The organism is Algoriphagus mannitolivorans DSM 15301 (assembly GCF_000429425.1).
GTDB lineage: Bacteria > Bacteroidota > Bacteroidia > Cytophagales > Cyclobacteriaceae > Algoriphagus > Algoriphagus mannitolivorans.
Genome location: NZ_AUBV01000005.1, coordinates 279,677 through 306,075, shown reverse-complemented (window position 1 = coordinate 306,075; position 26,399 = coordinate 279,677). Strand labels below are relative to the sequence as shown.

Annotated in this window: 27 protein-coding genes; 21 read left to right on the top strand and 6 right to left on the bottom strand. The window is 40.6% G+C overall.

Annotated elements, in window-relative coordinates; translation table 11 throughout:
• Positions 1 to 3: 3 nt before the first annotated feature.
• On the bottom strand, positions 4 to 963 hold the full coding sequence (locus G458_RS0106195) for a hypothetical protein (protein WP_026951137.1): 960 nt from the start codon (positions 961 to 963) through the stop codon (positions 4 to 6).
• A 120-nt stretch (positions 964 to 1,083) separates the two neighbouring features.
• Here G458_RS0106195 and G458_RS0106190 point away from each other — a divergent pair, with 120 nt between their 5' ends.
• The 19 genes from G458_RS0106190 (at position 1,084) to G458_RS0106100 (ending at position 18,955) form a co-directional block, all read left to right on the top strand.
• Complete coding sequence (locus tag G458_RS0106190; RefSeq protein ID WP_026951136.1) at positions 1,084 to 1,977, top strand: helix-turn-helix transcriptional regulator; 894 nt, start codon at positions 1,084 to 1,086, stop codon at positions 1,975 to 1,977.
• Between the two features lie 4 nt (positions 1,978 to 1,981).
• On the top strand, positions 1,982 to 2,851 hold the full coding sequence (locus G458_RS0106185; RefSeq protein ID WP_026951135.1) for a hypothetical protein: 870 nt from the start codon (positions 1,982 to 1,984) through the stop codon (positions 2,849 to 2,851).
• A 12-nt stretch (positions 2,852 to 2,863) separates the two neighbouring features.
• Entirely contained in the window at positions 2,864 to 3,262 is a 399-nt protein-coding gene (locus G458_RS0106180) for a hypothetical protein (protein WP_026951134.1), read from the top strand.
• Positions 3,259 to 3,447: a hypothetical protein gene (locus G458_RS0106175; RefSeq protein ID WP_026951133.1), complete on the top strand. Its 189-nt coding sequence runs from the start codon at positions 3,259 to 3,261 to the stop codon at positions 3,445 to 3,447. The genes G458_RS0106180 and G458_RS0106175 overlap by 4 nt, the downstream gene beginning before the upstream one ends.
• Before the next feature lie 56 nt (positions 3,448 to 3,503).
• Positions 3,504 to 4,055 carry a DUF6642 family protein gene (locus G458_RS0106170; RefSeq protein ID WP_026951132.1) on the top strand — a complete coding sequence of 184 codons (552 nt, stop codon included), beginning with the start codon at positions 3,504 to 3,506 and terminating at the stop codon, positions 4,053 to 4,055.
• Positions 4,056 to 4,061: 6 nt separating this feature from the next.
• Positions 4,062 to 5,543 carry a type I restriction-modification system subunit M gene (locus tag G458_RS0106165; protein ID WP_026951131.1) on the top strand — a complete coding sequence of 494 codons (1,482 nt, stop codon included), beginning with the start codon at positions 4,062 to 4,064 and terminating at the stop codon, positions 5,541 to 5,543.
• A 32-nt stretch (positions 5,544 to 5,575) separates the two neighbouring features.
• Positions 5,576 to 7,405: a DUF262 domain-containing protein gene (locus tag G458_RS0106160; protein WP_211234618.1), complete on the top strand. Its 1,830-nt coding sequence runs from the start codon at positions 5,576 to 5,578 to the stop codon at positions 7,403 to 7,405.
• The gene (locus G458_RS0106155) at positions 7,402 to 8,865 is read left to right on the top strand and encodes a type I restriction-modification system subunit M (protein WP_026951129.1); all 1,464 of its coding nucleotides are present in this window, start codon (positions 7,402 to 7,404) and stop codon (positions 8,863 to 8,865) included. The genes G458_RS0106160 and G458_RS0106155 overlap by 4 nt, the downstream gene beginning before the upstream one ends.
• Entirely contained in the window at positions 8,858 to 10,093 is a 1,236-nt protein-coding gene (locus G458_RS21355) for a restriction endonuclease subunit S (protein WP_026951128.1), read from the top strand. Before G458_RS0106155 ends, G458_RS21355 begins: the two co-directional genes overlap by 8 nt.
• 26 nt (positions 10,094 to 10,119) lie before the next feature.
• Positions 10,120 to 10,809, top strand: a complete 690-nt coding sequence (locus G458_RS0106145; RefSeq protein ID WP_157359712.1) for a hypothetical protein — start codon at positions 10,120 to 10,122, stop codon at positions 10,807 to 10,809.
• 24 nt (positions 10,810 to 10,833) lie between these two features.
• Positions 10,834 to 11,196 (top strand): hypothetical protein, encoded by a 363-nt coding sequence (locus G458_RS0106140; RefSeq protein WP_026951126.1) that lies wholly within the window; start codon positions 10,834 to 10,836, stop codon positions 11,194 to 11,196.
• Positions 11,197 to 11,272: 76 nt separating this feature from the next.
• Positions 11,273 to 12,376 carry a hypothetical protein gene (locus tag G458_RS0106135; RefSeq protein ID WP_026951125.1) on the top strand — a complete coding sequence of 368 codons (1,104 nt, stop codon included), beginning with the start codon at positions 11,273 to 11,275 and terminating at the stop codon, positions 12,374 to 12,376.
• Positions 12,377 to 12,390: 14 nt separating this feature from the next.
• Positions 12,391 to 13,080, top strand: a complete 690-nt coding sequence (locus G458_RS20285; RefSeq protein WP_051287068.1) for a hypothetical protein — start codon at positions 12,391 to 12,393, stop codon at positions 13,078 to 13,080.
• Positions 13,068 to 13,685 carry a hypothetical protein gene (locus G458_RS21350; RefSeq protein ID WP_051287066.1) on the top strand — a complete coding sequence of 206 codons (618 nt, stop codon included), beginning with the start codon at positions 13,068 to 13,070 and terminating at the stop codon, positions 13,683 to 13,685. The genes G458_RS20285 and G458_RS21350 overlap by 13 nt, the downstream gene beginning before the upstream one ends.
• Positions 13,682 to 14,161, top strand: a complete 480-nt coding sequence (locus G458_RS20275; protein ID WP_051287064.1) for a hypothetical protein — start codon at positions 13,682 to 13,684, stop codon at positions 14,159 to 14,161. Before G458_RS21350 ends, G458_RS20275 begins: the two co-directional genes overlap by 4 nt.
• On the top strand, positions 14,158 to 14,688 hold the full coding sequence (locus G458_RS0106115; protein ID WP_026951124.1) for a hypothetical protein: 531 nt from the start codon (positions 14,158 to 14,160) through the stop codon (positions 14,686 to 14,688). Before G458_RS20275 ends, G458_RS0106115 begins: the two co-directional genes overlap by 4 nt.
• Before the next feature lie 109 nt (positions 14,689 to 14,797).
• Positions 14,798 to 15,310: a hypothetical protein gene (locus G458_RS0106110; protein ID WP_026951123.1), complete on the top strand. Its 513-nt coding sequence runs from the start codon at positions 14,798 to 14,800 to the stop codon at positions 15,308 to 15,310.
• Complete coding sequence (locus tag G458_RS0106105) at positions 15,304 to 15,999, top strand: nucleotidyl transferase AbiEii/AbiGii toxin family protein (protein ID WP_245579234.1); 696 nt, start codon at positions 15,304 to 15,306, stop codon at positions 15,997 to 15,999. The genes G458_RS0106110 and G458_RS0106105 overlap by 7 nt, the downstream gene beginning before the upstream one ends.
• On the top strand, positions 15,989 to 18,955 hold the full coding sequence (locus tag G458_RS0106100) for a type I restriction endonuclease subunit R (RefSeq protein ID WP_026951121.1): 2,967 nt from the start codon (positions 15,989 to 15,991) through the stop codon (positions 18,953 to 18,955). Before G458_RS0106105 ends, G458_RS0106100 begins: the two co-directional genes overlap by 11 nt.
• Positions 18,956 to 19,193: 238 nt before the next feature.
• On the opposite strand, the gene G458_RS0106095 is transcribed toward G458_RS0106100, so the two are convergent.
• Complete coding sequence (locus tag G458_RS0106095; protein ID WP_026951120.1) at positions 19,194 to 20,219, bottom strand: LLM class flavin-dependent oxidoreductase; 1,026 nt, start codon at positions 20,217 to 20,219, stop codon at positions 19,194 to 19,196.
• A gap of 230 nt (positions 20,220 to 20,449) precedes the next feature.
• Here G458_RS0106095 and G458_RS0106090 point away from each other — a divergent pair, with 230 nt between their 5' ends.
• Together G458_RS0106090 and G458_RS0106085 are read left to right on the top strand one after the other, a co-directional pair.
• Positions 20,450 to 21,313 carry a hypothetical protein gene (locus G458_RS0106090; RefSeq protein WP_026951119.1) on the top strand — a complete coding sequence of 288 codons (864 nt, stop codon included), beginning with the start codon at positions 20,450 to 20,452 and terminating at the stop codon, positions 21,311 to 21,313.
• A 19-nt stretch (positions 21,314 to 21,332) separates the two neighbouring features.
• Positions 21,333 to 21,623 carry an STAS-like domain-containing protein gene (locus G458_RS0106085; protein WP_026951118.1) on the top strand — a complete coding sequence of 97 codons (291 nt, stop codon included), beginning with the start codon at positions 21,333 to 21,335 and terminating at the stop codon, positions 21,621 to 21,623.
• A gap of 83 nt (positions 21,624 to 21,706) precedes the next feature.
• On the opposite strand, the gene G458_RS0106080 is transcribed toward G458_RS0106085, so the two are convergent.
• From G458_RS0106080 to G458_RS0106060, 4 genes are all read right to left on the bottom strand, one after another.
• Positions 21,707 to 22,177 (bottom strand): hypothetical protein, encoded by a 471-nt coding sequence (locus G458_RS0106080; RefSeq protein WP_026951117.1) that lies wholly within the window; start codon positions 22,175 to 22,177, stop codon positions 21,707 to 21,709.
• A 9-nt stretch (positions 22,178 to 22,186) separates the two neighbouring features.
• On the bottom strand, positions 22,187 to 23,005 hold the full coding sequence (locus G458_RS0106075; protein ID WP_026951116.1) for a DUF2490 domain-containing protein: 819 nt from the start codon (positions 23,003 to 23,005) through the stop codon (positions 22,187 to 22,189).
• Positions 23,006 to 23,010: 5 nt separating this feature from the next.
• A complete protein-coding gene (locus tag G458_RS0106070; protein ID WP_157359711.1) occupies positions 23,011 to 24,948 on the bottom strand; it encodes a hypothetical protein in 1,938 nt (645 codons plus the stop codon).
• A 366-nt stretch (positions 24,949 to 25,314) separates the two neighbouring features.
• Entirely contained in the window at positions 25,315 to 26,388 is a 1,074-nt protein-coding gene (locus G458_RS0106060) for a hypothetical protein (protein WP_169719255.1), read from the bottom strand.
• Positions 26,389 to 26,399 lie beyond the last annotated feature (11 nt).

The following is a 26,399-nucleotide window of genomic DNA, read 5'->3' as shown; positions in this document are numbered from 1 at the left end:
AATTTAGTCAGTAATGGAATGAAATATCCACCCGCCTTTAAAATCAAGCAAAATATGGGATGGGTTGAGATTTATGTTTTTAGAATGGGTTGGATATCGCATTAAAACTGGAAGAAAAAAATCCATGGCGGCTTGTCTAAGCTGGAAGGCGCTTAGCTTTTGGTAAAAAATATAAGAGATAAAATAGTCCATTGCATTGAAGCTAAGCTGAACGGCAGTCTTTAAAACTTCAGTTCCTCTTTCTTCAAGCGCCGTCTTGATTTTCACCAAGTCAAAAGCCATTTGGATATGCCTGGGCTCATCTTTGGAAAAAAAGACCAAGTCCTCTCTAAAAACATATCCTTTCCTAATCATCAAACTCAGATCTTCTGGAATAAAGCTTTTTCTAAGTACTTCCAGATAAGGAATCGGATTTTCCATTAGAAACTGGAACATCACTCGAGTTCGGACAAAATCGCTTTCCCCGAATGATTCTAAAAAACTGATGATTAATCCTCCCCTAGCATCCAGCGGGGTTAATCCAGATTTAAAGTCAAGCTGCTTCCGGGTTCTGAGAAAATCTTTCACACGAAGGAATTCATCACATTGGTCTTCTTCAAAATAGGCTTGAGCAAAAAACTCAGTCAAAAAATCAGTCAATACCACCTTGGGAAATTGGCGGTATAACCCTTGTAAACCGATAGCTTGACTAAAGGCAGAAGGAGAATTGATATCCCAATTATTCCAAAGGAAAACAGCCTCGCTCTGCCAGTCCAAAAGCTCCATCAAGTCAGTCAGAATTTCCCGAGCTTTTTGCCTTTTTCCATAACCTATCAGGTGAATAAAATGCACTCGCTCCTTGGATTGGCTTCCTTTCCAAAATGGTAAAAGCAGATCCATCATTTCATCAATAAACAGACTCCATTTGGGATGGAGTTTTTTAAGGGCCTTCCTGGCTATTACAAATTGATCCTGTTCAATCATGCCACCAAAGTCCTTTTAGCCTCAGCCAAAAGAAGGCATAGCAAAAAAATATTTTTATTTACTTACCCTAAGCCATATTTTGACACAGGGTGTGTATTTATTTGAATTGTCAAATCAGCTATGAGCAAATTAACTTCTCTATATCGCCAACTGGAAATCATCAAACTGGCCAAAAAAGGACCTTTTGATTGGAACCAATTAGAAAGTCATCTGGATAAAAAATCAGGGGATTTAAACCTGAGCATCTCCAAGCGAACACTAAATCGGGATTTGAAAGAAATCGAGCAGCTTTTTGGCTTGATCATTTCTTTTGATTTCAAATCAGCTCAGTACCAATTGAATCATGAAGAAAGCTCTGAAAACCATCTGGAATTGTTGGAATCCTTTGAAACTATCCAAGCATTTGGCAGAGCGCATAAATTAACCGGAAAAGTCTTTTTTGAACCAAGGACTGCCAGAGGAACGGAATACCTCAAACCGATCTTGGAAGCCATAGAAAATCAGGAGGCAATCCAAATCATCTATGAAAAGTATTGGCTATGGGAATTGGAAACTCGGGTTTTAAGACCAATTGCCCTGAAAGAATACCTGAATCGATGGTATGTCATGGCCTGGAATGAAAAAGATGAATTACGCTTTTTTGGATTGGATCGGATTAAGAGCTTAGAGAGCCTTCTTGGAAAAGTCAGTCTCCCATCTGCTCCCGATTTGGAGTCCAGATTTATGGAAACCATCGGGATTATCAATGATCCTACTGAACCTGTGGAAACCGTCATCCTGACCTTCACTGAGTTCAAAGGCCGATACATTCAGTCCATGCCCCTACATCCAACCCAACAAATTCTGATCAATGGTGGGACTATCCTCCAAATCAGTCTTCGAGTCAAAATCAACTATGAGCTGATCTCAGTGATTCTATCCCATGGAGATGAAGTGAAAGTGGAGTATCCAGAACGGTTGAAGGAGATTGTCAAAGAAAAAGCCAAAAACATAACTAATTCTAAACTTCTATAAATTTATGAAAACCTTCTTTTGTAGACATTCTTCAGCACTCGATATTGATTTAAATACCCACCAGTTTTTGTGGGAAAATAATTACTTGGCCATCCATTACCCGACTTCAAAATCAGGTTGGGACGACGAGGAAGATTGCCAAAGTCTGAATCCTAAAGACTATTCTGGGAGTGCTTTAAAGGGGATGAATGCACTTCAGAACTTATCCCGAGATGGAGGATTTGTTTTTTGCGTATACGAATCCCAGAATCAATATAAAATTGGCAAAATAGAACCGAATACTCCCATCGAAATTCTTTTTGGCAAATGGGGCAACAAAAATGGTCTTGAGGGAAGAAAGGCTGCTCTGAAAGCACTTAAAATAAATGATTTTCAAGTCTTGAGCCCAGCTGAAGCACTTTCCCTTACCTCAGTCCAACCTCGCCAAGGGACGATCTGTGTTTGGTCAAAAGTTGAAACCCGCGTTAAAAACCTTGTTCAAAACATCAATGAATCAGTAACCCTTTCAGACCTTACCCCAGACCTCCAAGAAGTGCTTTGCCAAGAATTTCTAAGAATGGGATTGGATCCCCTTCTTCCCAAACTTGAAGCGCTTTTGGCCCCTATTGGAAGAACAATGAAAGACGTTGACATTTTTGGGTTGTCCAAGGAAGGAAAAACTATTTTGGCACAGGTATCCTACTCTTGGGAACCGGCTTGGAAAATTGATCGATTGAAAAAATATGACCAAGACCATCAAACAGACCTGATTTTATTCTGTCAAACGGATCAACCCAAAATGCTGAGCGGAGTTCGGATTTATCCTTTGAATAAAGCTTTTGAATTGTTTCAGAAATCGGAAATAGGCAGGAAATGGATTGGAATGATAAAATAAAAATTAGATCGAATGGAAATTTCCAAACTTAAATTCTTTAATGGCAAGCCCCTTTTCAACACCAACTTGGGTTCAATACTTCTCTGGATGGATCAGTATACTCATGATTTAACCGAGGATGAATTTTGGGAGTGGCTCTTTCAACTTTACGAGAAAGGCCCTACTCCTTCCCAATTTGAGGAGGTTAAAGCTATCATCGAGAAAGGATCATTTGGGGATGCTGCCAAGGATCCGGGTTTTATCCTTTGGTGTACCATGGACCATATTTGGCAGTACAATTATGACGACTGGTATGATAGAGGTTATCGGATTGAGGTCACTGGGGGTTGGTATTGGAGATGGGTAAAGGAAGACCGTGATAGAAGGATAAAGGAAATGGGAGAAAACAACGAAAACCCAGAATTGACATGAAAAAGAAACCATCAAACTCTCCTGATCCAGAAGAAGACAAGAACCTTTTAAGAGCCTTTATCAATGCTTTCCAAGCACCGGAAAATGATGATCATATTTCTTTAGAAGATGACAGCTATTTTGAAAGGATTTATGGGAAGGAGGGGTATCGAGAAATGAAAAAAAGACTAAAAAATTCTAAATAAATATAGTTTTCAGTTTTGACTTAAATCTTTATTTTCAACCCTGAAATTATTTTATCATGGCCTTAAAAATTTTTTGTCTCGAAGGGGAATGGGAAAAGTCCTTAAAACCCAAGTACTCAGTGGAATCCTACTTAAAATACCTCGATGAAGCATTCGGGATTCAATACATCTATAGGAAAGTAAACTCTAGTGATTCCTTGAGGAAATACCTTATGGCAATCCGGAAAAAGGAATATGAAAAATATTCGGTGGTATACTTAGCTTTTCATGGAGAAACCAAAAAGATTGAACTCGACCATTCAGAGATTTTAACCCTTGACCAACTTTCCGAATTAGCTGGCGATTCATTTCAGGATCGCATAATCCATTTTGGCAGCTGTAGAACCCTACTTGGATCAGAATCAAAACTCACTGAATTCAAAAAATTGACAGGAGCCAAATTGATTTCTGGATATACCAAATCAATAGATTTCTTTGAATCATCTTTAATTGATATGGCCTATCTCAAAAAAATTATAGCGTACAAAGATCCTAGAGATATAGATGAATTCCTTAAAAAAAACCATCCAGTTCTTGTGAAAAGACTTGGTTTCAAAGTGATTAAATAAATTTAAATGAGTATTAAAAAACTTACGCTCTCCCAACTCGAACAATACCTGTCCAAGGCAGCCTGGATACTGAAAGGTCCCGTGGATGCTTCGGATTTTAAGGTCTATATCTTTCCTTTGCTTTTCTTTAAGCGTTTGTCTGATGTTTACGATGAGGAATATCAAGAGGCATTGGAGGAATCGGGAGGAGATATGGAATATGCATCCTTACCAGAACTTCACCGATTTGAAATACCAGAAGGATGTCATTGGAAGGATGTCAGAGAAACTACAACCAATGTTGGCCAAGCAATAGAAATAGCCTTTCGTGGAATCGAACAAGCTAATCAAGGCCTCCTTTATGGAATCTTTGGAGATGCGCAATGGAGTAATAAAAACAAACTCTCTAATCGACTCCTGATTGATCTGATTGAGCACTTCTCCCAGTATACCCTTTCCAACTCTCTGGTTGAACCAGATATTTTGGGACAGGCTTATGAATACCTAATCAAACACTTCGCCGATTTGACCAATAAGAAAGCTGGGGAATTTTATACCCCAAGATCGGTGGTTCATCTTTTGGGTTTGATTCTCGATCCGCATGAGGGAGAAAGCATTTATGATCCTGCTTGTGGAACTGGGGGAATGCTTTTGGAATGTGTAGACCATCTTAAGGAAGTGGGAGAAGATTACCGTACTCTAAGCCTGTTTGGTCAGGAAAAAAATCTGACTTCTAGTTCGATTGCTCGGATGAATATGTTTCTCCATGGCATTGAGGACTTTGAGATTGTCCGGGGAGATACTCTTCGAAATCCTGCTTTTTTCTCAGCTGACGGTTTAAAAACCTTTGATTGTGTTATTGCCAATCCACCCTTCTCTTTAAGTGATTGGGGCTATGAAAACTGGATCAATGACCCCTATGGTCGAAACATTGCTGGCGTTCCTCCCAAGGGAAATGCCGATATGGCCTGGGTTCAACACATGATCAAATCCATGAATAGCACCGGAAGGATGACCGTTGTTCTTCCCCATGGAGCTTTGTTTAGGAAAGGGGCTGAGGGTAAAATCCGAGAAGAGTTGTTGAAACAAGATCTTTTGGAGGCAGTAATCGGCCTTGGTTCCAATATTTTTTATGGAACTCAACTTGCCGCTTGTGTACTGGTATTCAAACAAAACAAATCCCAAGACAGAAAAGGAAAAGTCCTTTTTATAGATGGATCAGAGCAGGTACGAGTGGGAAGGGCTCAAAACTTCCTCGAACCCGAACATGTCAAACAGCTCTTTGACTGGTATACCCAATTTCAGGATGTTCAGAACTATGTGAAAGTTGCCTCTTTAGACGATATCGAAGAAAATGACTATAACCTCAATATTCCTCTCTATGTAGAAAAGGTCATTGAAGACAATCTCCCTTCTGTAGAGGAAGCACTAGCGGACTTGAAAAAAGCTTGGGAGGAAAGTCAAAAAGCAGAAGAAAGATTTAAAACTATTTTATCTAAATTTTTATGAGTACTCCCTCTAGTAAGGCAAATAATCGAAGCATGAAGGAATGGTTCGATAAGATTGAAAGAAGTGAAATTAGACTCCCCAGGTTCCAAAGGCCTGAGGCTTGGGATAAGGGTAGGGTAAAAAGCCTAATGAATACAATTATTCATAACCTTCCTTTAGGAATTACACTTCTTTTAGATGTAGAAAAATCCGATGAGCCCTTTGTATCTAGACCTCTTGAAACAGCTCCCGATTTAGAAAATAAAGTAAATGAACACCTTTTGGATGGCCAGCAAAGGCTAACGGCATTTTGGAGGGCTTTACATAATAACTATCAATGGGAAACCTATTTTGTATATAATTCACAATTTGATCAGACTCTATCAAACCCTGAAGGAAAAGAGTTTACCCATTATTTTGAAGTGATTTGCCAACCACGGTGGTTTAAAGAAGGCAGCAAAAGACCACTATGGGCAGATGATCCCAAAGAGTCATTAAACCGAGGGTATATTCCACTTGATCTATTCTCACCGAAAGATATAAGTGATAAAATTGAGATATGGGTAAAGTCCGCAATTTCTCATGAATTTCCTTCCCCGGATGATCCGAATGCATTCAAGAAATTAACAGATTGGAATGCAAAGAAAGATGAAATCATTGTCTTTATTCGAGACAAAAGGGAAATCATAAAGCATTACAACCTACCATATCTTTCTTTACCCCTTTCTACCCCAAAAGACACTGCCTTACAGGTTTTCATAAACATGAATACCAACAGCAAGCCTCTTTCGCAATATGATATCATTCGGGCAGAAATAGAAGGAGTAAAAGGTGTTTCTTTAGATGAGTATGAGAAGCATTTGAATGCAAAATTCCCCAGTGTCAAGCATTATTTTGAGCTTTCTTATTTAATCCTTTCCACTTCAGCCCTTTTGCAGGACAAACTCCCAAATCAACGTGGAATGTGGGATATGAAAAAGGACAAGATGATTGAAAACTGGGACACAATGGAAAAGGGCTTAGGCAAGATGGCGGACTTCTTAGAGAGACAAGGGGTTTATGATCAGGGTCGTCTTCCCACCAATGCAGTTCTTGCTGTAATTGCAACTCTCTATTCTTACATTCCAGAAACTCTTGATGCAAGGGGCAAATTTGAACTACTTCTTAAGAAATATCTTTGGTCTAGTTTCTTTACTGATAGATATGAGAATTCTGCTGCAACCCATGCTTACAGCGATTTTACTTTTCTGAAAAACATTATTACCGGGGCAAAAAAAGAAAATGGAGAACTCTATTCGGAATTAGATGTCCCAGTTCTTAATAGGCAAAAGTATCAGATTGAAACTCGGGAAGAATTATTGCAAGTGGGTTGGCCCAAAAGAGAAAATATTCGAGCGAGAGCAATAATGGCCGTATTTAGTAAACTTGGAGCTTTAGATTTTGCTGACGGTACTCCATTGACCAGAGCTCAGCTTGTTGAAGGTAAACGGCATTACCATCATGTATTTCCAGATGATCTTCTAAAAGAAACCGAAATGGAAAGTTATGTTGCTCTTAATTGCTCCCTCATAACTGATAAAACAAATCTATCCATAAGTAATAAAGAGCCTTACAGCTACCTAAAAGAAAGATATTCATGGACAACCGAAAGTGAAGTCAATTCTAGATTGATATCTCATTTAATTCCTATAGCTGAATTGAAAAAAGGTGGTTATGCAGGTTTGAATGCTGAGGAAAGGAAAGAAAAAATAAAAGCCGATTACTCAAATTTTCTTTCAAAAAGAGCAGAATATGTACACTGTGCAGTCTTAAAATTAGTTGAGGGTAAAGAAATCTCTGCGAATGAAATCATTGCTGAGGTAGATAACTTAACTGCTATATGACCCAACAAGAACTCGAAAAATACCTTTGGGGTGCGGCAAAAATCCTCCGGGGGACCATCGATGCCGGAGATTACAAGCAGTACATTTTCCCTCTGCTTTTCTTTAAGCGGATCTGTGATGTTTATGACGAAGAGTTTGAAAGAGCTTTGGAGGAAAGTGATGGGGATATGGAGTATGCTTCTTTTGCAGAACACCACCATTTTCAGGTACCCGAACAGGCCCATTGGAATAGGGTAAGGGAAACCACCACAAATGTAGGAATGGCACTTCAAGAGGCTATGCGGGAAATCGAAAAGGCCAATCCAGATACGCTCTATGGGATCTTTGGGGATGCAAGCTGGACGAATAAGGATAGACTATCCGATGCGACACTGAACAACCTGATTGAACATTTTTCTCAAGTCAAACTCAATCTGAAGAATGTAGCAGATGACAAATTGGGAAATGCCTACGAATACCTGATCAAGGAATTTGCCGATGACAGTGGGCATACGGCTGCGGAGTTTTATACCAACCGTACCGTAGTCAAACTGATGACTATGATCATGGACCCGCAACCAGGAGAATCAGTCTATGACCCGACTTGCGGTTCGGGTGGACTCTTGCTCAACTGTGCCCTCCATCTCAAGGAAGAAGGAAAAGAATACAGAACGCTCAGGCTTTACGGGCAGGAGATCAATCTGATCACTTCAGCTATAGCTAGGATGAACATGTTCATGCACGGGATCGAGGAGTTTAGCATCGTGCGGGGAGATACCTTGGCCCAACCGGCATTTTTGGAACAGGACGAACTCAAGAAGTTCAATGTCATACTAGCGAATCCGCCTTACTCGATTAAGGCTTGGGACCGAAAAAGCTTCGAAAACGATCCCTTTGGCCGAAATATCTGGGGTACCCCTCCTCAGGGCTGTGCGGATTATGCCTTTCAGCAACATATCCAAAAGAGCTTAGATGACCATAACGGTCGATCAATAACACTTTGGCCTCATGGAGTTTTGTTTAGAGATTCTGAAAGCGATATGAGAAGAAAAATGGTTGAGCAAGACTTATTAGAATGTGTGATAAGTCTTGGACCTAACCTATTCTACAACTCTTCTATGACCTCCTGTCTGATGATTACGAATAATCAAAAAAAGCCTGAGAGGAAAGGAAAAGTATTATTCATCCAAGCAGTCAATGAGATCCGAAATGAAAAAACAATGAGCTACTTAGACCCGCCTCATATTGAGCGAATTCATAATTCCTATATGAATTTTGAAAATGAAGAGGCCTTTTCAGCAGTAGTTGCAATTGAAGATATTCTTGAAGATGTCAATACTAGATTAAGTGTGCAGTTATTTGTAAAGCAAGCCCTCAAAGAAGTAGAATCATTTGATTATCTGCTTGATGGATGGGAACAGAGCTCATTAAAATTGAAACACTCCATGGATGAACTTTTTAAAACCTTAGCAAATGGTTAAAGAGGTTATGAATGAAAGAGCATTAAACATCAATATGTCCAATTGGACCCCAACAAAATTGGGAGATGTTTTGGATGATATTTCAAAACGAGTTGATAATCCGAGTCAATCTGAATATGACCGATTTGTGGGATTAGAACATTTTATTTCTGGAGATATCAGGATTAAAAATTGGGGGTCCACAGAAAACTTGACTTCATCTACCAAGGCTTTCAAAGCAGGTGATATTCTTTTTGCAAGGAGAAATGCCTATTTAAGAAGATCTTCCTTGGTTGATTTTGACGGCTGTTGTTCTGGGGATGCTTTTGTACTAAGAGAGAATCTCGAGAAAGTAGTTCCTGGCTTTATGGCCTTTGTCATTAATTCAAATGCCTTATGGGATTATGCGAATGAAAATGCAGCCGGAACAATGTCTCAACGTGTGAAATGGCGAGACCTAGCCAATTACGAATTCCTCCTTCCTCCCAAATCCGAACAAGCCCGCTTGGCGGAATTGCTTTGGGCGATGGATGAGGTGATTGATACAAATCTGAAATCGCAAAAGTCATTAGATGCTTTTTATGCAAGCACAAGGGAAAACGAATTTCTAAAAAAGGGAAATACAAATGCCCTATTATACAATTCAAGATTAAAGGAAGATGTCAATATAGATATTCAATTTATTAAACTTGGACAGGTATTGACTGATATCAAATATGGAACTTCAAGAAAGGGAAATACCGAAATGAAAGGTGTCCCGGTACTGGGAATCCCAAACGTTGTCGATGAAAGATTGTCTTTGAATAATCTGAATTACGCTGAATTAGAAGGTAAAGAATTGGAGTCATGCAAATTAACAAATGGAGATATTGTTATAGTTAGAACAAACGGGAATCCAGAATATACTGGTAAAACAGCACTGTACAATATTAATGAGGGTCATGCATTTGCATCTTATTTAATTAAAATATCAGTCGATAAAAATCTAATTAATCCAGAGTTTCTAGTTCGTTTCTTACAAACACGAACTGCTAGAAGATATTTCAGAAGACACGCAACTTCTACTGCTGGAAATTATAATATTAATACCGAAACTATTAAAAGTATTATAGTGCCAGTATTACCAAAAGAAAAACAAAATGAGATAGTTCTTAAACTGCAGACAATTGAAGATAGTATGAGTAAAGTTTCAGACTTGCTTATTAGATCTAACTTCCTCCAAAAATCCCTTATCAATCAGATTTTTTAATGGAAACTGACCAAAACATTGAATACTTGGCAATTGATGAGCGTTGGGTGATTTTCAATACCAACTCTTTGGAAGAACATATTCATAAGAATGTGGTAAAGGGTATTTTTCACAAACATGTTCCAAAAGATATTGTAGACGACTTCAAAACTATCGAATTCCAGCAAGTCTATTCCTATTATCACTGGCCACTAATGGATGAAGCACTGAATAAAGGGCTTCGACTTTTGGAAATGTCGATCAAATTGAAGGCAAAGGAATCTGGTATCGCATTAAAAACACCTGACTCAAAACCAAGAGAAAAGAGTTTCAATCACCTTATCAATGAAGTCTGCAAAGGGGAGCCGCTGACACAGCTAAAGGAAACGATTCATCATTTAAGAAACATTCGAAATTTCACCACGCATAAGGACTCCAATAGCTATTTAGGCGGTATTGGAGGAATGGTAAATCGCAATCTGATGAGATTAGTCAATCTTATTAACGATCTATTTTTAGACTCAGAAGAACTCAAAGTAAAACTCATTTCAGAAGAGGCAGAGAGAGCGCTTTTTGTGAAAGACTTTTTGGAAAGTCTAACTATGACACCACCTCTTACCAAAGAGCTTTTCGCAAATGAAGCAGAATGGGCATATGAGGAGAAAAAGTATATGGATAACCTCTGGCTAAGTATGACGCAAGGACTGCCAGTTATCTCATTGAAAATTGATAATTAATGGAGGTTAATCCTAGACAGGCCAATGAACAAGAAGCAGCTTATTGATCGTATAAATACTCAGTATAATGGGAATTTGAATTCCCTCAATACGAGCTATGCAAGTATCAATAAGGCTAAAAAAAAGGTTTGGTGGGCGAATATCCATGTGTCCAAATTTGCCGACGATGTTCATTTGTTGCTAGCTGACACGGATCATTTTCATTGGATCAGTTTGCCCAAAGGCTTTGTAAGGGACTTGGCGAGCACATTTAGAATACGAGAAGATAAAAATGCGGTGGATTTAGAGATTTCGGCAGATCAGAACTCCAGGTATTTGGTAGATGTAAAATCCGGGGGTACTGGTTTTAATTTTAGAAAGTATGTGAGGGAGGAAGTAAGATATTGAATTAAGCAAAAGACAATTCTAGGGTTTTGATTCTGGGGGAAAATTGAAGACCAGGAGACACACTAATAGTCACAATATGACATACATTTTAGGTTGGAAAAATTACTCCTCTGTTTTTTTGGTCGGGGACAGTGTGATTACCCTTGAGCATCCCAATGATGATGGAAATAAAAAAACCTTTAGAAATCAGACGTCATTTGGAGAGGATCAAATTTATGAGGAAGGCAAAACAGTTTCAGAAAAGTGGCTTAAACTCTATGATTTAAAGGACAAGATTATCGTCGCTATCTCTGGCAAGGTCCGGGATGCATATGATGGAATTGAATCGCTCAAAAAAGCTATAGCATTCCAAGCCGAATTTGATTTAAGGCAGGAAATCAAATATTCATTTTTCGGAAAAAAGGCAGGAGTAATCATCGGATTTATAGAGAATGAAGAGCCCGTTCTGATTTCTTGTCACTGTAATGGGTATCCTTCATTTATTGAACATTCACCAAATGAGGTTGTGCATTCGGGTACAATTCATCAAAGATTTAAGGATCAAACACAATCTGCATTTTCTCAATTCACAAAAAACGATTGGAATGATGACCAAATTTTGGCTTCAATAATTGCAGTGACTCAGTCATTTTGTTTCCAAGAAGATATCATTTCCCAAGGAGTTGGAGGATTTTTTTCAGGGATCAGGATGGATAGAACTGGAGTTACTTGGCAGCCGGATTTAGCATTTATTCCATTTTCATCCAATGGAAAGGAACTCATGATTAATCAAATTACTGAAATTTTAGGAGAAGTAAAATTTGTTATAACTCAGGTTAGGGAATCAATCTTGTTTTCAGGTTCAACATTCATTAGCGATCCTAAGAAGGCGACAAGGCCATTTTCAAATTTTCAACCTGAACAAATAATTGAATCTGAGGAATGGATAGACGCAAGACTTAAGTGGGCTGCTAAATGGGGCAGGGAGTTGAATAAAAATTGGAAAGAATGTAAAGCTGATTATTACATAATTTATAATATAGATAAACCAATTGTTGCTCTTGTTTACTCGAATGAAAAGAAACCTTTTATGGTAAATGAAAACTCTTTTGGATTTCGGAAGAAGGAGGACTTTTTATCCCTTGTTACTCTATTATTCTCTAAAGCAGATGAGGAATTGACTCTTTATACAGAATTTTAAATCGAAAGTTTTTCATGCTCCACGCTATCCATCACAATAAAATTCCAAGAGCCCTATTCCGGGGAAATGAAGACTCGTTGACTGCGGCTGTTTTCGAACGGCTAAGGTACCTCCCCAAGGAACTTCTTCATCATGTCATAAATCATGCATTATATCGCAAAATTCCCGGATTGGACCTTTATCAAATGGAAAACATGGAGTTTTGGCCCAATTGGGACCCTTCCGAAACATCTAATTCCATCAAGGTTGAACCGGATATTTTTATTCGCACGCCCAAAACTGATGTGATAATTGAAGCTAAACGATACGATCGATATCAGCAATATTCTGGTCAATGGAGAAATCAAATTCAAGCCTATCAAAATGAATATGGGGAAGAGGGAAAAGATTTGATATATATCGCATTGGGAGGGATTCATGAGTTAACCCCTTCCACTTTGGAGGTATCAGGCAGATCTTATCTGATTTATAAAAGTGATTGGAGTCAGCTACTCCAAGCAATCAAGGAGGTGAAAATCAATCTTGAATATGGGGCTAACCTTTTGAATACGAACCATTCCATCCTTAGAATCTTAGACGATTTGATTCTTTGCTTTTCTATGTATGGTTTTTCTACCTCCGATGGTTTTGACCGATTTTTCCCCCCATCAAAAATCAACTTCATACCTCAAAGTCTCCAAATTTTAAAGACATGGACAAAATAACACAAGCAGAATTTGAACGATCCCTTCAGGATGTACGCCTGGCTTACCGGCTTTTAGCAGTTTATCAAAGAAGACTATTAGATACAGTAGACTTTATTTTTAAACAGTTTAGCACTTCAGAAGGAAAGTGGTACGGCCATTTTAGTAATCCTGCAACCAATGCAAAAACCCTAAGTTTGAAGAGTTGGAGTTGGGATTGGTTGCCTATGTATTTTTCGCAGTTTAAGTCCTTAGAACAGAAAATTGGTGTTGATAAGTACTATTTGCAAATCATCCATATGGCAGATTCCGGGTATTTTGATGTGGACAAATCCGCCAAAATTAGCAAAATAGACGTGGATCAGTTTGTACCTGTAGCCAGTTCAGAAAGTAAGCTCTTTTTCACCTTCAGTAAGAATGACAATGAGGCCCCCCTACATTTTATCCTCAAAGACCGGATAGATACCATGCCACTAAGGGAATTGGTCGTAGAAGGTAACTGGGCTGCGATTTCTTATCCATTGAAAGATTTTTTTGATAAGAATTCGACATTGAAAGTTGTTTCAGAGCTAAAGGCTGAATTTTCCAAAGCCTTTGGAATTGTGATTCCCAGGGAAACTTTATGAGTGATCATTTGTCACATTGTCGATTTTCATTGTATACCAGAGAAGATGCTGGTAGGATTTCCTATGGTTTGGACTGTTTTGACTCATCGGAATCAGAGGATCTAATTCGGTCTAAACAACCCAAAATCTATGTTATTCAGTCGAAAAATGATTTGCTGTATGTGGGCTATGCCTCTCAATCCTTGATCACTAGATTGAAACAAGGATTTCGGGCTTCAGGTAAAAACGGATACCATGGATATAAATGGAAGAAGCTGGAAAAGGTGGATGTGCATGTTTTTGTGTTTCCCATTCTAGCTGATACCCCTGCCAAGGAAAGTAGGCTATTCTTCGAGGCAATAGAAGCTGAGTTGGTATTCCAAATCCGAACCCATACTGGAAAATGGCCGCTATACCAGAATGAGATTCATTTCAATAATGAATTCCCGGAGGAGGCCATTAGAATAGCGGGTGAACTTCTTGTAGAACTTCGATGAGTGCGCAATCCTATTTTGAGCCAGATCCAATACTTTTCTTCGAGGGGATTCGCTCCAAAGAAGAGTTTATTAATGCTTATTTAGTAAAAGGGAACTTTGGCCAAAGCGTACCACGAGATGTGAAAGAAAGTTTCAAGACTGCTGAATACCTCATGGCTCACTCCTTTTTTTATACTCCTATGTATGATGAAGCATTTCGGAAAGTATTGGGAATACATGAAATGGCTGTTAAGCTTCGATGTAAGGAATTAGGGATTGAGTTGCTCAAGAGAGGAAAAGCTGGTAAGAAAGACCAGCCAAAGAACTTGGGGACATTGCATAATGAATTAATGAAAAGACTCAATCTTGAAATCTTTAGATATACTTTCGATAAGGTTCTGGAATACAGGAATGAAAAAGCCCATCCGGAAAAACATGCATTTGGTGGAACCCTATACAAAATGCATATCGAAATGATCGTCAAGTTCATTAATTTGATTTTTGAGACAACCGATTCTAAAACTGATCCTGATCAAAAGGAGCTTTAGGAAAGTAAGTAATATTCCATATTCCGATTTGGAATAAAATCCATTATATATTTGTTTTTGAGTCAGTTATCCCCGATTATTACATATTCGAATATGGAATAATAAGAACATGAAATTCGTTCAATCAGTGATGAGTCCCTTGGATGTGGTGGTTTTGGCCAAGCTGTGTTTGGTAAAAGCCCCGATGACTCAAGTCGCCCTTGCCCAAGACTTGTTCCTAAGCCAGTCCGAGATCAGTAAATCGATCGCAAGGTCCACCTATGCAGGTTTGCTTTTTGGAGCTGGTCATCAGGTAATGCGGCTGGGGTTCTTCGACTTTCTGAAGTTTGGGATTCGCTATGCATTTCCTCAGCAGCCCGGTCCCGTGGTAGCAGGCGTGCCTACCGCGCATAGTGCAGCCCCGCTTTCTGACTTGATCGCTAGTGAGGAGCCTTATGTATGGCCTTCGGCATTGGGGAAGGTCAGAGGTCATGGGATTGCTCCGCTTTACCCCAAGGCCGTGGATGCAGCCCTCAGAGATCCGGAGTTGTATGAGGTCTTGGCCCTGATTGATGCCTTGCGAATTGGCCGGGCTAGAGAGCGCAATCTGGCAGCCGAGGAACTGAGGAAAAGAATATGCTGAAGAACACACGAATCAACCGTCTGGTTACCAAAAAAATTGCCTTGGCGCTGGGTGAGCTCAATGAACAGGTAGTGTATGTAGGCGGGGCCGTGGTGAGCCTGTATGTAGATGATCCCGCAGCAGATGACGTCAGGCCGACCAAAGACCTGGATCTGACTATGAAGATTGCCAGTCTAAGTGAATTGGAAAATATCCGGCAATTGCTGGAGGAGAAAGGCTTTGTGCAGTCGGCTATGGATTCTGTGGTATGTCGCTTTCGATACGAGGATATTTTGGTAGATGTGATGGCTACGGTTCCTATTGGCTGGGCTCCGGGAAATCGATGGTTTGAACAGGGTTTGGATCAGGCTATTTCCAAAGAATTGGAGGAAATAGCTATTCGAATCTTGCCCTTGCCGTATTTTTTGGCAACCAAGTTTGATGCTTTTTTTGATCGAGGTGTAAAAGACGTTTTTGCGAGTCATGATTTTGAAGATATTGTCTATCTTTTTAATCATGTTACCGATATTAGTGAACAGATCCTGTATTCAGATAAGGTTGTAAGGCAATATCTTGGGGAATGTGCAGCTCAGATTTTAGAAAATAGAACTTTTCAGGAAGCCATTATCGGTAATCTTTTTTATGAACATCAAGAAGAACGTTTTAAGCTTATTATCGACAAACTAAGCACTGTTGCCCATGGGATTTAACGAACTCAACAGCGTCGAGCACTTTATCATCCGCGAGCTTACCGGAGTCAACCTTAATTCGGGAGACTTTGCGGAATCCAAATCCAAGTACGGTTCGGAGTGGCAGTTTATATCTGCGTCAGATCTAAACCGTTCGGTTAATGAAGTTCTGATAGAATCTGAGCTAAAAGATGCTTTGATTCGCCTGAATCCTGCGATTCAGATCCATCCAAATTTTGCAGATGAGGTGATCTATAAGCTTCGGGCCATTTTGATTTCGGTTCAGCAAGTGGGGTTGGTCAAGGCCAATGAGGAGTTTTTCAAGTGGATGACTGGGGATAAGACGATGCCTTTTGGGTATAACAACCGACATGTACCCATCCGATTGATTGACTTTGAGGATCTGACAAATAACCGGTATAGCCTTACGAATCAGTTTCGGGTTCATCATCGGGAGACCAAAATCCCCGATATAGTCCTATTTATCAATGGGATTCCGGTGGTAGTGGGTGAAGCAAAAACACCGACCCGTCCGGGAGTAAGTTGGTTGGATGGGGCTGCCGAAATTCATCAGGTATATGAGAACTCTATTCCCCAGCTTTTTGTGCCCAATATCCTTTCCTTTGCCACGGAAGGCAAAGAACTGTTCTATGGAGGAATTCGGTGCCCCTTGGATTTTTGGGCACCTTGGAGGTTGGAGGATGAAGATGAAGCCCTGGCAAAAAGACTTGGGCTAGGTGAAATCGGGAAAGAGATGGGTGATTTGCTCTACCCCAAACGGTTGCTGGATATCCTTCAGAATTTCTCGTTGTTCAGCACCAATAAGAAGAAACAGCGGATGAAAGTAATCCCTCGATTTCAGCAGTATGAGGGTGCAAACAAAATTGTGGAGCGGGTAAAAGAAGGTCGGATCAAGAAAGGATTGATTTGGCATTTTCAAGGTTCCGGAAAATCACTTTTGATGGTTTTTGTAGCTCAGAAGCTGCGAAGACTACCCGAACTGAAAAGTCCAACAGTCATTGTATTGGTGGACCGCACCGATTTGGATACCCAAATCTCCGGTACTTTCAATGCGGCGGATATTCCAAATGTAGAACCCACGGACAGTATTCGGGATCTTCAAAAATTGTTAGAGCAAGACACCCGAAAGATCATCATTTCGATGATTCATAAATTCAGAGATGCAAAGCCAAACATGAATGTCAGAGACAACATCATCGTTTTGGTAGATGAAGCCCATCGTACACAGGAAGGGGATTTAGGAAGGCAAATGAGAGCAGCCTTACCAAATGCTTTTCTATTTGGATTAACAGGCACTCCAGTAAACAAGGCAGATAAAAATACCTTTTGGGCTTTTGGGTCTGAGGAGGATGAAGGTGGCTATTTGTCTCGATACACATTTCAGGATTCAATTCGTGACGGGGCAACACTACCCTTACATTTTGAGCCAAGACTCGTTGATGTGCATGTAGATAAGGAAACCATTGATAAGCTTTTCGAAAACTTTAAAGAGGAGGCTGCACTGACTGATGAGGAAGCTGATGCTTTGAATAAGAAATCGGCGAAGATGGCTGCGTTTCTGAAATCACCGGAGCGAGTCGAGAAAATTGTAAGAGATATTGCTGTCCATTTCAATGAAAAAGTTGATCCCCATGGGTTTAAAGCCATGATTGTAACTCCAGATCGCTACGCCTGTATCCAGTACAAAGAAGAATTGGATAAGTACTTTCCGGAGGAAGCGAGTAGAGTAGTGATATCCACTTCAGCCAATGATGAGTATGACTTTAAGCAGAAATGGGCGGTGGACAAATCACAGCAAGAGCGGATTGTCGATGAGTACAATGATCCAATTTCAGATTTGAAGTTTTTGATTGTTACCGCCAAACTCCTGACCGGATTTGATGCCCCGATACTTCAAACCATGTATTTGGACAAGTCGCTAAAAGACCATCCCCTTTTACAGGCAATATGTCGAACAAACCGACTTTTCCCTCAAAAGCATTTTGGTAGAATTGTGGATTACTTCGGCGTCTTTGATGATACAGCGAAGGCATTGGAATTTGACGAAAAATCAGTACTCCAGATCATCACTAATCTTTCTGAGCTTCGGGAAAAACTACCTCAAGCCATGGCAGAAACTCTGGCCCATTTCTCCGGAGTAGATCGTACAGTGACGGGATTTGAAGGATTGGAAATGGCCCAAAATGCCATCAAAACTGATGAGAAAAAGGATGCTTTTGCCAAGGATTTTAAGTTTTTATCCAAGCTTTGGGAATCCCTGTCACCGGATACTATTCTCAACCTCTACCAACAGGATTATAAATGGCTCTCTCAGGTTTTTGAGTCTGTCAGACCTGCTTCGGACACGATCGGTAAGTTGCTTTGGATTACACTTGGCGCCCAAACTATTAAACTAATTCATGAAAATATCCACGTAGGTGAGATTCACCATTTGGAAGAATTTATCCTGGATGCCGACGTGATCGAGGACATTTTTAACAATCCCGATCCCAAGAATGCCAAGAAATTGGAAAAAATTCTGGTAAAGCGTTTTAAGAAACATGAGGGAAATCCAAAATTTAAAAAACTCAGTGAGTTACTCGAAGAGCTACGAGACAGAGCTGAGAAAGGATTAATTACCTCCATTGAATTCGTCAAAGAACTTTGCAAAATTGCCAAGGAGACCGTTCAAGCAGAAAAGGAATTGGCAGAGGAAATACTAGAAAAAACTCCAAAGGCAGCCTTAACCGAATTATTCCTAGAGCTGAAAACAGATGAGACACCTGCGGTGGTCGAACGGATCGTCAATGACATCGATCAAATTGTGAGAGTGGTAAGTTTTCCCGGTTGGCAAAAAACTACTGGAGGAGAGCGAGAGGTCCAAAAATCCTTAAGAAAAGCACTTTTGAAATATCAATTACATAAAGATCAAGTCCTTTTTGATCGGGCTTATGCCTACATCAAGGAGTATTATTAACAACAATGATATTTTTTTGCTAGTCTTTTATTCCTGAATCAAGTGAAAATGCTTTTGATTTTAGTGGGGAAGAATAAGTATTAGAATTAAAAAGACACCAAAATCTGATAGATCCCATTCGAAAGGAAAACAAAAAAATTATAGACTGAAAATTATTTTCACTCAACTAAAGGAAGGCTTTTTGAATCCCTCTCTTTGCAAAATAGAAGCCAAGCGTCGTACTTGGCCTCTAATGTTTTTACCCCCTAACCAAAGGAATCACTTCCTCCCCGATTCTTGCGATGGATTCACTGAGTTGCTGGTGACTCAAGCCGGCATTATCCATCTGAAAGGTAAACCGATCTATTCCGCCCAAGGATTCGCTGTGTCGGAGGATTTTTTCTGCCACTTCCTCAGCATCCCCGACTAGATAGGCTCCCCAATTGGAATTTTGGGCATCAAAATGCTGTTTGGTTACCGGTGGCCATCCCCGCTCTCTTCCTATTCGGGTGAAAGTTTGGGCATATCCGGGGTAATACTCTTCCACCGCTTTGTGATGGGAATCTCCCACATAACCCAGAGAATGAAGCCCTACTTTTAATTGATTCTGAGGAAAACCAGCTTTGTCCCCTGATTCCCGATAGAGGTCCACCAAAGGTCGAAATCGATGCGTCTCTCCACCAATTACGGCAACCATCAAAGGAAGCCCTAAAGCTCCAGCTCTGGCAAAAGACCCTGGAGTACCTCCTACTCCCAACCAAATGGGAAGCTTCTCCTGAATAGGTCTTGGATAAATGGCCTGATTAACCAGCGCAGGTCTAAACTTCCCGGACCAAGTCACCTCTTCCTGTTCCCGAATCTGTAGGAGTAAGCCAAGCTTTTCCGCAAAGAGTTTATCGTAATCCTGTAGGTTTAAACCGAAAAGCGGAAAGGCTTCGGTAAATGAACCCCTACCTACCACCATTTCTGCCCTTCCTCCGGATACCAAATCCAAGGTTGCAAATTGTTGGAAAATCCTAACTGGATCTGCTGCACTCAGCACGGTAACTGCACTACTCAGCTTAATTCGTTGCGTCATTCCTGCTGCCGCTGCCAAAATCACCGTATTCGCGGAATCCAAAAATTCCTTCCGATGGTGTTCGCCGATGGAAAAAATGTCCAATCCCTTTTCATCTGCCAATTTGATCCGCTGGAGCAATTCTTCCATTGCCTGTCCAGCTGTACCGACCGGATTTCCCTCTTCGTCGGTTACAAATGCTGCAAAACTATCTATTCCGATTTCCATACTTTCCCTTTCTTTTGAATCTCAAAACTTATTTCTGATTCAAAAAATTCAAATCGGCGGAAGATCCCTTTCGTGAGTGAGGACACTCAGGAAGGCGGAGATAATCATTGACCTGAGTGGCTCCAAATTTTTCTTTCGGGATTTGGAAGAGAATTGATGTTTTTTCTGGTTTTATTCTAAAGTAGCTTTAGCTTAAATTTAGTTTTTCATTCAGGTAAAGTTGCTTTTTTATGGATATCCTAATCAAAGATCAGGAAGACTACGCAAAACTTTTCTATTATATTTTGCATGGGAAAAAGGATGATTATGCAAACATATATTTGTATCTGACTTTTCTTTACCCTTTGGATGTGGTGGTCTTGGCAGAGTATATTATTTACAGTTTAAATCATGGAACAACCGTAACACTCACAGTAAATAATTCGGCTGTCAAGGATTATTTGGAAGCAGTCGGGCTCTTTGAATTTTGTTCCAAAAATTACCAGGAGCCGAGAGAAATTATTGAAATACCAAGTTTTACGGCAATGCCTCTAAGAAGAGTGAATCGCGAAACCATGGTGTATTACATTCAAAGAACTCAGGATTATTTTCAAGTCTTATGTCCAGGAAAAGATTTAGGGATGCTCAACATTACAATATCAGAATTGGTAAATAACGTGTATGATCATTCTAAATCTCCTATAGACTCATATGTCTTTAGCCAATTTTACCCCAACTTGAATAAAATCAAATTTGCAGTATCTGACTTGGGAAATGGGATACCAAGGACTGTAAATAAATTTCTTAATGAAAAAGGCCATAAATCATTGGATCAAGTAGAAGCTGTAAAATGGGCTTTAAGGTTAAATAGCACCACCAAATCCATGCCTTACAACGCGGGGAGGGGATTGGATACTATTAATTCTTTTATGGAGGCAAATAGAGGAGAATGGCGACTATATTCGGATCAAATTAAAATGATCTCGCGGGCTGGTGAAACTCATTTCATTCAAAATCCGATAGAAGATTTTATTGGAACGGTTATTGAAATTTCCATTGATATCAATAATTTAGAACGTCTTGAAAGTCAAGATTTTTTGGATTGGGAGAATTAGCCCTTAAATTTGCAACATTATGTTAATCCGATTAATAGACATAGTTTCAGACACTTACACCAACTCCTCTGGATATACCTTTTATTCAGAGTTGAAAAGGCAATTGTCTAAAGGCGAACAAGTCCAAGTTTCATTTTTAGGAGTACCAGCACCCTCCTCCTCATTTCTTAACTCCTCCTTTGGAGCATTGATTGAGGAAATTGGATTAGAGAAATTCTTGAAGTCTGTAAAACCAGCAGATGTCACTCCTACACAGGCTAGCATGCTAAAACACTATATTCAAGGGTTCAGGTCAGGAACTACAGCATAGAAAAAACTTATTATACATCGCCTAAGCCTCCCTTGTACCCTTTTAATCGGATAGATCAAGGCAAACAACTACCCCCAAACTGCTTAATTCACAAAATACACCAAGCCCACTTTAAAGACCCAGGAGGTATTCGAGCCTAGCTGGGATTGGATTTCGGGGTTGAGGCCGATCTGGTCCATCAGCTTAAGATTTAGCCCTGTTCCGAGGTGGAAATAGCTTTGCCGGAGTATAGGCTGAGTATTGCCTTCGAATTTTCTCTGGTAATATCCATACCCGGCTGTGGCATACCATTGGGTCTTTTTTTCAGTCAGAAAATATCGAAAGTCCAGGTTTGCACCGGAGGCTTTCCCCAAGGAAGGAAGGTAAACCACATAGCTCGGCCGAATGGAAAAATAATGGGCTGGGAAATATTCTGCCCCCACATTCATCCCAAAAAAGGAAGGATTCGTCCGGATCTCATATCCCTGTGAAATCGTCCACTGATTCTTGTATTGAGCTTTTGCAAGCGAAATATTGAGGGTAAAGACTATCCCCAACCATAGAAATCTTTTCATTACTAGGTATCAAAATTGAAAATCACGGGTCAAGGGTTTACGCTTTCCCCGAAAATCCACGGTGTACATCACATTGAACCTGAGAATATGCCGGTTGCGGTAAACTCCCAAGGTGCTGGTAGGACCATAGGTCCACATATGCCCCCCGAAAAACATGAAGTTGTTGTAAGTATATCCTATCGCGGTATAAAGGCGGTTTTCTTCGAAGATGTTCAGCTTGCTTTTTCCCGTCTCCATGAAGATCTCATTGGAGGGAGCTATAAACAAGGTCTTGTTCTGCATTTTAGGGGTATTGAGCGGGACATAAGCCGTAAACTTATACCGAAATCGGTCAGTGTACTGGTAGTCCGCGCCGATGTCATTGGTTCGCTTAAACCGGTGTTCGAAGCGGAATTGATGCAAGACCTTTACCCTGCCCACCCCTTGGGTAAAAAGCCATTGGTGCCAAAGCCTGGACTCCAGCACCACTTTTTCATAGTCTGGATTTCCCGGTTCGGGAGTATAATTATAGACCAAAGTTGGGCCAAAAGTCACCTCAAAATTATCGGTAAAAAGGTAAGTCATCCCGAATCTATTGTAAACCTGCCCCATTCTGCCCACAAAATCCTTCCGGTTGTCCAGACTGCTTCTTCGCCGATAATGGTTTTCCTGATACCACCACCATTTATCCGAAAGTCGGAGTTTGAGATAAAGTCCGTTCCACACTTCAGTGGTAGCCGGAAGTCCCGTGGCTTGGGTCACGGCAGGCTCCTGAGCCAAGCTAATCGTGGAAGAAATACCGATCAGCATCCATCCGAGTAGGAATGCCCGTGAAATTTGCTGTTTCATGAGATTCATAGCCCTAGAAGTGATTCGATTTTGCTGATCTGATTTCGCTTGTTGAGACTTCTCTCCAGTTTTTTGGTGTCTTGATCCTTGAGTTCCAGGAGCCTGAGGGAGGCCACCCGAATTTTCCGAATCCATCGTCTTACCTCATTTCCGGTCTCAGCAGCCTTCAATTGGGATTTGTAATAGGCTACAAGTTCTTCATAGCTATCGTAAAGCTTGGGTTTGATCCGCTGATCATATCTGCTGTAGGTAAAAGGATTAAATACCTCTTCCATGTATGCCTCATCTACTTGCTTGGGATAGGTATCCATCTCCAAAAGCTCCGTGAAAGCAGACTCCAGCTCAGTGTATTGACTAAGGATTCGCTGTCCGATGTCTTTTTTTACCTCGAAGCGATTTTCTCCAGAAAACTTACTTTTCAACTGTCCCACAAATCCTTCCAACACCTGCTTTCTGACGGCTAGCAGGTATTCATTCTCCGAATTCTCCAGATAAAGGGCTTCAACAGATGCCGTTCTTTGGGCAATCTGCTTTTCGATATCCTGAAGCTCGAAATCCTGACGAATCACAAATAGAGATTCATCCACAATTTTCTGCTCCTTTTGAAGGGCCTGACCGATCTGCCGGAGATAGCTTTCCAAGCCTACGAAAAAGCCAGTTTCAAAATCCTTCAGTTGAAATTCCAAGCGATCCTGCTGCGCAGTCTGGGCAAAAGAAAACGTGAATGGAACCTCAGACTGGAATAGCTCGGGATGATTTGGGAGAATCTGGGAGATGTCGTGAAACTGAATATTCTTTGTTCTCAGCAGCTGAATAAGTTCCTCCAGACTTTCCAGTTTTTGGTAGAGCGTTCGGTAAACCGCAAAAGCTCGGGCCATGGCAGCCGAGGAGTTTTGATTGAGCTCAAAGGACTCATCTCTGAGGTACTTTCCGGCATTGCTTTTCAGTTCTTGATAGAAATTAGGCAGAATCTCTATCAAACGCTGCTGAGGTCGGGTAAACTCATACACCATTCTTCGGGTGTGGATCGGAACTCGAACCAACTGCCCTTTTTCCGTCAGGTAAGCATTTTCGTACCGAAGAAGATTTTGTATAAACTGGCTCATGAAGGCATTGGCTGCTTCTTGGGCTTTGGCTTTGGAGGAATTGCCCAAAAATCCATCGGAATACTCCAGACCAAAAACTTGATCAGCCACGCGAAATCCGGAATTGCTCCCTGATTCAATCTGCTTAAGCTTTTCGAGTGTCTCAAAGAAAATCACTTCTTCCAATACACGGTCAGAGATCAAGTCTCTTTTGACAAGCCCTAAAAGAAAGCCGTTTTTGTAATTCCTGACTTCACTGATCAATCGCTCATCCTGGGCATAAACCAGCACCCATTCCCCGTCCATAACCCCTCCGGGCAGAAATTTACCACGAATGAATTGGGACCTTTCTTGGTCTCTAAACCGGATTTCAAGCTTCTCGGAAAGCACTCCTTCTTTGAATAGCAATTCATCGGTATAGGTTCGGGTTTCCTTACTTTGTCCATTGAAAAAAATCTCCTCAAACATCCATTTCCCGTCCGGAACCCCGTTTTTGTAGCCTGCTTCTAGGTTGATTTGAGTGCCTTTCAGCTTGGCGTCCAGTTTGAAATCCAGCACATCTTCCACCAATACCTGGTAATTTTCATGGCGATAGGACCAGCGGCCTGTCTTGATGTTTTTGGAATAAGTGCCTTTTACCCTGTTTTTTTCAAAAATTCTGGAATCTGGCTCACTTTGGGACAAAAATTCAAAATCCCCATCCAGCACCATGGAGTCGGATCCCACTGGAATATACCCAAACTCTGCTATCCCCTGAAACTGATTCCATCGATAATTTCCCTGATACTTTTCTTTCTGCTGAGCGAAAGTCCACAGACTGCAAAATTGCAGCATCAGTACTACCCCTAAACTCTTCATAATCATCAAAAATCAATTTTTTTGCCAAAAAGATCCCGAAACATAAATTTTACATACGGGCTAAAGCGGATTTTGTGACATTGTTGCAGTAAATCACAAATTACAGATAGTGCGATTTTTATCGATTTTTTTTACTGAAAGAGAAAAAATTGATCGGAAATCAGTGAGAGGAAAGAATAATCATTGGATTTTAGAAAATTTACACCTAATTCATTAGCGAAATATTTTCCTAATTTTAACCAATTGTGAGGCCATAAAATTATTTCGCCCGAGTCTGGATTTTGTCCCCGAAGACCAATCATTTCCCGGATATGTAGAAGCATTTTCCCAAAATGAAGCCTAATTCTTTCCGGGATTCACACCAAGCTATTCCGTCTTTCTCCTCCATTCCGGAATGCCCTTACCCTCTTGACGGAATCTCTCCCGATAGTCCAGATGAAAGCTCAGCAAACTCAGACTATAATTATCTATTAAATCAAAGGTTTCCATCAAATACGTCTCTTCCTCTCTTTCGGTAAAGACAAAAAACCGATCCAAGAGCGGTTTCTGGATCTCAAAAAACTTCCTCCAAAATGCCTCCAATTGATCAAACTTTGCACCTCCCAAATTGATCTTCTCTCCTCCGGGAATCTGGACTTTCTCCTCCACTTCATCTCTCAGAATAAAATATCCATAATGATCCACCAGCAATCTCTCCACCTTCCGAATCTTTTGAAAGAGTTGAGAATCCGGCAAAAGCTCCCAAAAAAACACCTCCTGCAAATCTCCCGAGCTTTTCAAAACCCCATACACCTCTAAATAGACCCTTAAGTATTGGTAGTAGTCTTTGAAGCTTTGCCAGCGATACTCCGTAAACAAATGCCCTCGATCATGGGCAGCTTTTTGCAAGGTATTATAGGTCCCCGCATAAGTCATAATCCAAGCTTTGGCATCATCCAATTCAAAAAAAGGAAGCTCTTCCAAGGTTTTCATCGCCTCCAAGGCGATTTGGGTTTGGAGCTTTTCCTCCACACCGACCTTTTCTGGAGACTCTTCATCGAAATAAAATCTGAGCAGTCTCTGCCTTCCATACCAGTCGGATGGCTCCTGGCATTTTAATTCATGGCATTGAAAAATATCCAAAACCCGATGATCTTTCAGGTCCTCGGTCAACTCCAGAATAAACCGGAGATCGAGATAGTCTCGGGTAGTATTTCCTACAAATCGATAGGCGGTTCGGATCTTATCCGGATTACACCCCAAGGAACAGCAATGTCCGGATTGAACCTCCAAAAAATCATCTCCTGCTTGTCTAAACTTGGAAAAAATCCTTTCTAACCCATCCAAAAAAGCCGGAAAAGACACGTCCTGATAGCTTAGACTTGGCTCCAAAAGCTCCTCAAGTTTATCCCTATCCATCTTGGAAAAAGCATCTAACACCTGATTGAAATAGTGATCCATGGACATATCCT